This window comes from Arthrobacter sp. R4 (genome assembly GCF_051365025.1).
Classification (GTDB): domain Bacteria; phylum Actinomycetota; class Actinomycetes; order Actinomycetales; family Micrococcaceae; genus Arthrobacter.
The window spans coordinates 1-9,272 of record NZ_JBLWIJ010000054.1; the positions used below are offsets into that span (position 1 = coordinate 1).

The following is a 9,272-nucleotide window of genomic DNA, read 5'->3' on the forward strand; positions in this document are numbered from 1 at the left end:
AAACCGTTCCTTCTCCTGTACCGCTCGCATGGGCATCGCTAACTCGTGAAATTACCTGCCGGACCACCGCGATGTCGCGGTCGCCGAGGCCCTGGCGCTTGAGTTCGGCGTATAGTTCGACGCCGGCAGTCGCCATGGGCACAGCAGCACCGGCGGCCTGGGCTGACTCGAGCACAAAGGACAGGTCCTTGTGCATGAATTTGGCCGGGCCGCTGGGCGTGTAGTCCTTGCGGACAAGCCGCGGGCCGACAATGTCCAGGACCCTGCTGGCCGCGAGGCCGCCGGACAGCACCTCGAAGAGCGATTCAACGTCCATGCCCGAGCGTTCGGCCAGTTCCGCGGCTTCGGCGAGCGCCGCCGTCGTTGTTCCCACAATCAACTGGTTGCACGCTTTGGCGAGGGATCCTGCCCCCAAGGCTCCCATGTGCCGCAGTGTGGTTCCCATGGCACCGAAGAACGGCTCCAGCCTGCGGAAGTCAGCGTCCGCGCCGCCGGCCATGATGGCCAGCGTGCCGTCCGCGGCCCCGGCTGTTCCGCCGCTGACAGGGGCATCCACCACGGCCGCATTCCCTTGGCTGGCCCGCTGCACCTCCAGGCCGAAGTCCTGCACACCGGAGGGCGAGACGCTGCTCATGACCACAACGTTGGTGCCGGCCCGTGGTGGCGAAGCGCGCCAGCTCTCCAGCAGTCCGGCAGCGGCCTCTTCGATGAAGGACAGGTCCGGCAGCATAAAGACGATCACTGGCAGGTCGCGCATGTCCGCGACGTCGTGCGCCGGCCGTCCACCTAACCGCTCCAGCGCCGCAACGGCGCCGGCCGACCGGTTCCATAGCGTCAGGTCCCAACCGCTTCGCAGGAGATTGGCTGCCATGGGCTGGCCCATGAGCCCCAGGCCCACAAAGCCCGCGCTTCTGTCGTCCACGTCCGCTACCTCCTCACATCATCGTGGTTAATGAAAAGAAATCTGTCCAATATCCTATCCTCCATTCAGTATGATGAACACATGACGTCTGAAACCATCGTCGCCATCGCCGTCCCGCTCGAAGCTGAGCTCGTGGACCGCCTCCGCGCCGTAGACCCCTCCGTTACCGTCCTCTACGATCCCGACCTTCTGCCGCCGGAGCGCTTTCCGGCTGACCACTCCGGTGATCCCGCTTTCAGCCGCACGGCTGAGCAGGAGGAGCGATACTGGTCCATGCTCAACCAGGCGCAGGTGCTGTACGGGCTCCCCAACGAGAGTCCGGCGGGCCTCGCGAGGATCGCCCGCGAGAACCCGCACCTCCAGTGGGTCCACTGCATGGCGGCCGGGGCCGGCGGAGCGGTGAAGGCCTCCGGGCTGGACCAGGAGACCCTGCAGAAGTTCAAGGTGACCACGTCCGCCGGCGTGCACGCCCTGCCGCTGGCGGAATTTGCTGCGCTGGGAATCCTCAACGGTTTCAAGCGCAGCGCCGAACTCGCACAGGACCAAGCCGCCAAAGTATGGCCTGAGCTGCGCACCCCCACCCGGCTGGTCAGCGGATCAACCCTCGTGGTTGCCGGATTGGGAGAGATCGGACTGGAAACGGCCCGGATCGCCCGGGCACTGGGCATGAAGGTCAGCGGCACCAAGCGCACAGTGGAGCCGATCGAGGGAATCGAACAGGTTTCGGACAATGACGGACTCGCGGGATTGCTGGCAACTGCGGATGCCGTGGTTAATACCCTCCCGGGGACCCCTTATACAGAAGGGCTCTTCAGCCGTGAGGTCTTTTCGGCCATGAAGCCCGGGACGGTCTTCGTGAACGTCGGCCGTGGCACAGTGGTGGACGAGGAAGCCCTGCTGGAAGCACTGGACAACGGCCAGGTGTCGTACGCCTGCCTGGACGTCTTCGCCGTCGAGCCGCTGCCCCGGGAGAGCCCGCTCTGGAACCACCCCAGGGTTATGGTCTCGCCCCACACATCGGCACTCAGCGCCGCGGAAAACCGCCTGATCGCGGAGCGTTTCGCCAGCAACCTGCGCACGTTCCTCGACGGCGGCGACCTGCCCCACCTCGTGGACACCGTCCACTTCTACTGATCCGCCACTGCCGGTCCGCACTGCTGGTCCGTCATGCTGGTCCGCCCAAGAGGCCGGCACGTCAGAGCCCCTGCCCCGGATCCTGGAAACAGGAATCCCGGCAGGGGCTCTTTTGTCTGCGGAACCGGCGGCACCGCAGGACGAGCGCGGCTGATGACCTGGGCAGCAAACTCCTTTCACGCTCTTAACGCCGAAAGGTGGCCTCCCCGTTGCCGGGGAGGCCACCTTCCATGGAACACGTGAGCTAGCTGGCATCCTCAACGAGGACCAGGTCACGGCCGTTGGTTTCCGGCGTGAAGAACGTTGTCCCGAAGGAGATCAGCGCCAGGACCAGGGAGTAGATCGCGGGGACCAGCCAGGAGTGGCCCGTGGCAGCAAGGAGCGCCACGCCGATCATGGGTGCGAAGCCGCCGGCGAGGACAGCGGAGAGTTCGCGGCTCAGTGCCACACCGGTGAAGCGGTGCTGGGATCCGAAGAGTTCCGGCAGGAGGGCGCACTGGGGCCCGAGCATGGACTGGACACCCAGGGAGATGCCCACCACCATGACCACCCAGACCAGGGTGACATTGCCAAGGGTGACCAGGTAGAAGGCCGGCAGGGCGATGATGGCCTGGAACAGGGCGCCATAGCGGTAGACAGGGACGCGACCGAAGCGGTCGGACAGAGCGCCGAACGTGACCACCATGACCGCGGCGAACCCGGCGGCGATGAGGAGGCCCGTGGGGCCGATGAACTTGTCGCCAGCGAAGATTCCGGCGGGCATGCTGATGAAGGAGACCAGTAGTGCGGAGTAGATGGAAGAGTTTCCGTTTTCGCCCATACGCAGGCCAATGCCGATCAGGACGTTCTTCTTGGAGTGCTTCCAGATCTGGCCCACCGGGTTCTTGACCACGGCCTTGTGCTTTTCGAGTTCCTGGAAGACCGGAGTCTCCTTCAGCCGCAGCCGGATGAACACAGCGATGACAATCAGGATGACGCTGGCCAGGAACGGAACCCGCCATAGCCACCCCTGCAGGACAGCCTTGTCGGCCAGGGCCATCAGGGCGAACGTACCGGCACCCAGGAGGGTACCGAGCTGGATGCCAACGAAAGGGAGGGAGGCGAAGAAACCGCGACGGCGGCGCGGTGCCACTTCCGAGATCAGGGTGGTGGCTCCGGCCTGTTCGGCACCGGCGCCCAACCCTTGGAGGATACGGAGGGCCACCAGGAGCACTGCTCCCACCATCCCGGCCTGCTCGAACGTGGGCAGCAGGCCAATGGCGAAGCTGGCCATGCCCATCAGCCCGATGGTGAGGATCAGGACCATTTTGCGGCCGAAACGGTCCCCGATGTAGCCGAAGATAACGCCGCCGAACGGCCGGGCAGCGAACCCAACGCCGTAGGTCGCGAAGGAGGCGATGACCGCGCCGCTCTCGCCCAGCGGGGAGAAGAACAGAGGGCCGAAAATCAGGGCCGAGGCCAGGCCGTAGATGTAAAAGTCGTAGTACTCCAGGGCGGAACCTACGGAACTGGCAAGAGTTGCCCTTCGCAGCTGCTCCGGGTCGACGACGGCGCCGTCCACTTCAGCTAGCGGTGATTTAGTACGAGTTGTCACTGGAACTCCCTCAAAAACACGCCAGGCCCCCGTTGGCCTGGTGGGTAAGCGACAGCACCTGTTGTGCAGATCACTATATTGAACAGAGTACAGCAAGTTGAACAAGCGGCAAGAGTCTGCCGTGAAATTGTTCGATTGCTTCGGTCAGGGCCGCTGGATTGGCGTCTCAGCCCATGGGGTTGCCGAGGGAATGGGCGAGTTCCCGAAGCTCTTTGACCATCTGGTCACCCTGTTCCGCGGAGTACGTGGCCTTCAGGGCCGTGACGGAGAGCCCCAGGCTGGGGCCGTGCGCACCGTGGGTCGGCACGGCCACAGCAAGGCAGACCACCCCGGTGGTTGATTCCTCATCTTCGAAGGCATAGCCCTGCTCACGGATCGTCTCCAGCTGCGCCTTTAGCTGCGCTCCCGTACGCAGGGACTTTGGCGTCATGACCGGAAGCTCGAGATCGTCCGGGAACATGGCTTCAATGTCGTGATCGTGAAGCCGGGCGATCAGCACCTTGCCCACGGCACACAGGGAAACCGGCATTTTGTCGCCGATGTTGGAGGTGAGCCTTACCGCTGGATGGCCCTCGTAACGGGCAAGATAGATGACATTGGTCCCGTCCAGCATGGCAATGCGGACCGTCTCGCCGGAAAGTGTGGGCGCCTGCTCGCAATACCGGTAGAACTCCTGCACTTCGTCCAGCCTGCTGAGATAGGCGGCACCAAGTTCCACCAACTTCCGGCCAAGCGTGAACTCCGCACCCTGGCGGCCGATAAGCCGCGCCTCTTCGAGGGCAAGGAGCAGGTTGGAAGTCGATGACTTAGGGATGCCCAGCTCACGGGCAAGATCGCTCAGGGTCAACTTTCCTGCAGGGGACGCCGCAAGAGCCTCCAACACAGCCGCCGCTCGGGTGACAGCCGGCGCCGGCGAAGCGCTTCCGAGGCCCTCGGAGGATCGGGGTGTGCGGGAATCGGCCATGATTCTCCTTCGGTTGGCGCGCCAATGCGTTGTCATCGTCCAGCTGTTCATTCGACTGAACACCAACCATCATAATGGCGGGGGCCCACGATGCAGGGGCTTTTATGACACGCCTTCGAAAAACTTTGCGTAGTACCTGCATGTCATTTTTTGTTTCCGGGAGTTCACGGTATATTCATCTCAGACCCTCCACCGCGGCATCCCCCAATAGTCGCGGTGGAGGGTTTTCCAATGCCCGGATGGCTTTTCCATCAGGCCGCGTCCGCAACGGACTCCCTGAGCCTCCAACTGCCGCCGAGCCCATCCCTGACCAGCGTCATGGTAGTCAATGCGGAGTGGGGATTGTTCCCCAACCGCACCTGGACCTGCAGCACCTCCACATCCACGCGGCTGATTCCGCGTGGCATTCGTCGTTGGCCTTCCCACCAGCTGACACGTTCGAACCATCGGACAGGTGCTGCGCTGACGGCCCACTGCCTGCCCCCGGAGATCACCGTTGCGGGGTTTCCGCTTGCAGTTGTCTTGAGCATCACGTGTTCCATACCCGCAAGCTATAGCGGAGGTCCGACAATCAACGGACTGTCTTCCGCGATGTTGGCCGCACAGCGCCACTTCGGGTTCCAGACATGGTTCTGGGCTATATTGAAGCCTGGGCAGACCGGCTGGAGCCGGCCCCGGGCAGGCGGGCTTTGACTCCGTTGCAAGCACAAACCAGGAGACAAAGCATTGCGGGTATTCGCCAGCCGGGCAGCCATGGCCGTCGTGGCACTGACAATCACAACGTTCGTGGCCTTCCTGCGGCTTCCCGCCGCTGCGTCGGCAACAGTCTGGGCTGAAGATGGCCCCATCTTCATCGGCCAAGCCTTCTCCGGCGGCGGTCCGGCTGCCCTCTTTGCCCCATATGAGGGATATCTGCATGTTCTCCCGAGAACCATTGCGGAACTGGTGGTCCACTTTGTGGCACTGAAGGACTTCGCGGTTGCGCTGGCCTTCGCATCGTCCCTCGTCGTGGGGCTGGTTGCTCTCCTGACCTACTACTGCGCCGGGGCCCTCACGGATAAGGTCTGGCTGCGGGCTGCCTGGGCGGCCATACCGGTCATGGTCAGCGTCGCTCCCTACGAGATCCTGGGCAACACCGCCAACTTGCATTGGTATCTGCTATGGCTAATGCCCTGGCTGCTGTTCAAGCCAGCGGAGACCAAAGCGTCGGGCTTCCTGCTCTTTGCGGTGGCAGGCCTCTCGGCAATCACCGAGGTGATTTCGGTCGTCTTCCTGCCGCTGGTTCTTTTCCGAGTCAGGAACAAAGCCTATTGGCCCGCCCGGGCAGGGTTCCTCGCAGGCGCCGCCTGCCAAATCTTCACCGCGCTCACCTTCCCTCGCAGCGAGCAAAAGGGCGAGTTCATTGACTTGGGATCTGTGCTCATCGGATGGTTCGTCAACATTACGGGCGTGGTTGTTTATGGCGCCTCCCGGAACATGGGCCTGAACATCCTCAATTTCGGCTGGGCCCCGGTGGTGGTTGCCAGCGTTCCCATAGTCGCGCTTGTGGCCTACCTGCTGACCAAGGCTTCCCAGCAGAACCGCCTGGTGGCGCTGGTTTTCCTGGCCGCATCGTTGGGTATCTGGACAGCATGCCTTGTCGCCAACCCGGGTGGCGAATTCCACTACTCGCAACTGACGGACACTGAATGGGCGCAGTTCACACTGTCCCGTTACTCGGCGGTACCCTCGATGTTTATCCTGGCGCTGGTCCCCCTGCTCGCCGAATCCCTGGGAACAAAGTCGGTGCCAGCGGCCGCAGCGGTCGGAGCGGTGTTGGCTGTCTTGCTCGCTGTTTCGTACTTCCCCACCCAGGTAGCGCGTGAAGCGGGCCCGTCCTGGTCGGACGGCGTACAGGCGGCGAAGCAGGCCTGCGAAGGCGCAGCCGACAGTGAAACACGGCCCGTCCACGTCGCGCCGGAGGGATGGGCAGTCGAAGGCGTCCCCATCATGTGCGCAAGGCTTAGGTGATAGCCCGGGAGAGAGATTCCCGAACACAACAAAACCCCGTTGTTCGCGGCCGAGGAGGCCGGAGCAACGGGGTTTTTGTTTGGTGGGTCCTACCGGGATCGAACCGATGACATCCACGGTGTAAACGTGGCGCTCTACCAGCTGAGCTAAAGACCCAAAGGGATGATTTCCGCGTCGCAGCGCTTCAACCAACGAACATAGACTTTACCTGACTCGCCACGCCAAAAGCCAATCGGCCCCCCACAAAGGGGCGCAATGCCCTCACAAATACGGCAATTCCACGGCCAGCCAGCCCAGGGATTCACTGACGCCTGCATGCAGTTTGATGGTGGCACGGTCGTCCCCGCGGGTGGCTCCCCGATTGATGATGACGACGGGTTTTCCGTCGTTTGCTGCATGCCTGACGAATCTCAATCCGCTCATCACCGTCAGGGAAGATCCCGCCACCAATAACGCATCCGCTTCGTCCACGATCGAGTACGACCGTGCTACGCGGTCTTTCGGAACGTTTTCGCCAAAATACACAAAGTCAGGCTTAAGCGTGCCACCGCACGCAGGGCAGACTGCCACAACAAAGCTTCCAATCAGCGTCTGGTCCTCAACGGTCGAGTCGGCGTCCGGGGCCATCTCCACCAGACCGGAGGCGCTGGCTTTTTCCAAGAAACCTGGGTTGAGTTCCTCCAGCACTCCGGCGAGCAGGCGCCGCGAAAAGATGCGGCGGCACTCCAGGCAGACGACTTGGTCGAAACGGCCGTGAAGGTCCACCACGTTGAAGCTGCCAGCTTCCTCATGCAGGCGGTCCACGTTCTGGGTAATGAGGCCGGTGAGAAGGCCGCGGCGCTCAAGCTCTGCTGCCGCCCGGTGGCCTGCGTTGGGATCGGCATGCCGAAGGTGCGACCACCCGATGTGGTTACGGGCCCAGTAGCGTTGGCGGTTAGCCGGGTCCCCCACAAATTCCTGGTACGTCATGGGTGACCGCGGCGCTGAATCCGGACCGCGGTAGTCGGGAATCCCCGAATCAGTGCTCAGCCCGGCACCGGTGAGGAGCGCAATGCGCTTGCCGGTAAGCAGTGCACGGATCCTGCGGAGGACTTCGAGATCAGCGCCAGCCAGAACGGCAGGGCCTGCAACAGGCAGGCTCGCAAAACCGGTGAGCCCTACGCCGTGCCTGCGCTGATCCATCCGTGCTCAGGCCTGGTCCAGACCTGCCAGGGCATCCCGGTATGCAGAAAGGTCGCGGGCCTGGCCGCGGGGGTTCACCACCACGTAGCGGACGATGCCGGCCCGATCAATGATGAAGGTCCCGCGCCGCGCCATCCCGCTCTCGGCGTCAAAAACGCCGTAATCGCTGGCCACAGAACCGTGGGGCCAGAAATCCGCAAGCAAGTCGAAGCTGTAGCCTTCCTGCTCTGCATAGGCCCGCAGGCTAAATTTGCTGTCCACGGAGACGGCCAGGACAGCGGCTTTGGCGTCTTCGAAAACAGCGAGGTTGTCGCGGATTTCGCAGAGTTCACCGGTGCAGATGCCGGAAAATGCGAAAGGATAAAAGACCAGGACAACGTTCTGGCCGCGGAAGGATGAGAGCCGGACAGGCTCACCAAATTGATTGGTGAGCTCGAAGTCCGGGGCGGCCTCACCGACGGCGGGAACCGTCATTTCCAGGTTCGCCGGGAGAGTCAGGCCGTCAACGGCAAGTCCTGGGCTCACTTATTCTTCCTGCTCACCAACCGGGTTGCACTCCAGTCCTTGGATACACCGGCGGAGGTGGTCAGGTGCAGCCCGGCGGTGGGTGCGGCTTCCTGGATTTCGGCAGGAGAGACGTAACCCGGCCGCCCGGACTTAGGAGTCAACACCCAGACAACGCCGTTCTCGCTCAGGGTGGTCAGCGAATCCATGAGTGTATCGACCAGGTCACCGTCGCCGTCCCGCCACCAGAAGATGACAGCGTCAACGACATCGTGGTCGTCCTCGTCCAGGAGCTCGGACCCGGTCAGGTCCTCTATATCGTCACGTAAGTCGAAATCGACGTCGTCGTCGTAACCGAACTCCTGAATCAGATCCCCGTTTTTGAAACCCAATTTTTCCGCCACATTTACCGAAGTGGCGGCGTCGGCCTCGCTCACGTGTTCCTCCAATGCCTTATACATGCAGTGCGCATAGTGATTTCCATTACTCCAAGCCAACACCCTTTGTGCCTGCGCTTCAAGCTGCCCGTACCGCGATCCGCCATATTCTGCGTCACATCCGGCACGGCCAACCCGCATCGCAGCGGCTTTTCGTCACACAACCAGTATGACCGCGAAATACAAGACCGGTGCCGAAGGCGCGGCTACGCATCGTGTTGAAGTCAGAGCTAGAGTGATCGGTGACAACTATGCCTGCGGGGCGACCGCCCTGGAACTCTATGCAGACATAGGCGTGATAGGACCCTGCCCGGCGCACATGACCGGGCTGTTGTAACCGATACGTCGCACACGTCGCCCTCACGCCGGACAGCCACCCTGCCCGGCCTGGGAGCGCCGATGAATGCGCGCAAAGAGAGGCTGACGTGGCTGCAGGAGAAGATACCTCCCATATCCTCAGCGGGTTGACTAACCAGCTGCCTGATCGTGATCCGGAAGAGACCGCCGAGTGGGTTGAGTCCCTGG

At 62.7% G+C, this 9,272-nt stretch carries 9 protein-coding genes and 1 tRNA gene; 2 read left to right on the plus strand and 8 right to left on the minus strand.

Going from position 1 to position 9,272, the window contains the following annotated elements:
• Positions 1 to 883, minus strand: an 883-nt coding sequence (locus ACLKOZ_RS22300; RefSeq protein WP_436478447.1) for an NAD(P)-dependent oxidoreductase, incomplete at its 3' end; no start/stop codon positions are given.
• A 120-nt stretch (positions 884 to 1,003) separates the two neighbouring features.
• On the opposite strand from ACLKOZ_RS22300, the gene ACLKOZ_RS22305 reads away from it, so the two are divergent.
• Positions 1,004 to 2,056 (plus strand): D-2-hydroxyacid dehydrogenase, encoded by a 1,053-nt coding sequence (locus tag ACLKOZ_RS22305; protein WP_436478437.1) that lies wholly within the window; start codon positions 1,004 to 1,006, stop codon positions 2,054 to 2,056.
• Positions 2,057 to 2,300: 244 nt separating this feature from the next.
• On the opposite strand, the gene ACLKOZ_RS22310 is transcribed toward ACLKOZ_RS22305, so the two are convergent.
• The 3 genes from ACLKOZ_RS22310 to ACLKOZ_RS22320 all read right to left on the minus strand — a co-directional run bounded on the left by ACLKOZ_RS22310 (position 2,301) and on the right by ACLKOZ_RS22320 (position 5,144).
• On the minus strand, positions 2,301 to 3,650 hold the full coding sequence (locus ACLKOZ_RS22310) for an MFS transporter (RefSeq protein WP_337349223.1): 1,350 nt from the start codon (positions 3,648 to 3,650) through the stop codon (positions 2,301 to 2,303).
• Between the two features lie 166 nt (positions 3,651 to 3,816).
• Positions 3,817 to 4,614, minus strand: a complete 798-nt coding sequence (locus ACLKOZ_RS22315; protein WP_436478439.1) for an IclR family transcriptional regulator — start codon at positions 4,612 to 4,614, stop codon at positions 3,817 to 3,819.
• Positions 4,615 to 4,865: 251 nt separating this feature from the next.
• Positions 4,866 to 5,144 (minus strand): hypothetical protein, encoded by a 279-nt coding sequence (locus tag ACLKOZ_RS22320; RefSeq protein ID WP_436478441.1) that lies wholly within the window; start codon positions 5,142 to 5,144, stop codon positions 4,866 to 4,868.
• A 196-nt stretch (positions 5,145 to 5,340) separates the two neighbouring features.
• Here ACLKOZ_RS22320 and ACLKOZ_RS22325 point away from each other — a divergent pair, with 196 nt between their 5' ends.
• Positions 5,341 to 6,624, plus strand: coding sequence for a hypothetical protein (locus tag ACLKOZ_RS22325; RefSeq protein WP_436478443.1), 1,284 nt, complete (start codon positions 5,341 to 5,343; stop codon positions 6,622 to 6,624).
• Between the two features lie 80 nt (positions 6,625 to 6,704).
• On the opposite strand, the gene ACLKOZ_RS22330 is transcribed toward ACLKOZ_RS22325, so the two are convergent.
• The 4 genes from ACLKOZ_RS22330 to ACLKOZ_RS22345 all read right to left on the minus strand — a co-directional run bounded on the left by ACLKOZ_RS22330 (position 6,705) and on the right by ACLKOZ_RS22345 (position 8,747).
• A tRNA-Val gene (locus ACLKOZ_RS22330) sits at positions 6,705 to 6,780 on the minus strand.
• Between the two features lie 105 nt (positions 6,781 to 6,885).
• Positions 6,886 to 7,806 (minus strand): NAD-dependent protein deacetylase, encoded by a 921-nt coding sequence (locus ACLKOZ_RS22335; protein WP_436478445.1) that lies wholly within the window; start codon positions 7,804 to 7,806, stop codon positions 6,886 to 6,888.
• Between the two features lie 6 nt (positions 7,807 to 7,812).
• A complete protein-coding gene (locus tag ACLKOZ_RS22340) occupies positions 7,813 to 8,280 on the minus strand; it encodes a peroxiredoxin (protein WP_436478449.1) in 468 nt (155 codons plus the stop codon).
• 47 nt (positions 8,281 to 8,327) lie between these two features.
• Entirely contained in the window at positions 8,328 to 8,747 is a 420-nt protein-coding gene (locus ACLKOZ_RS22345) for a DUF3052 domain-containing protein (RefSeq protein WP_337349229.1), read from the minus strand.
• Positions 8,748 to 9,272: the final 525 nt, after the last annotated feature.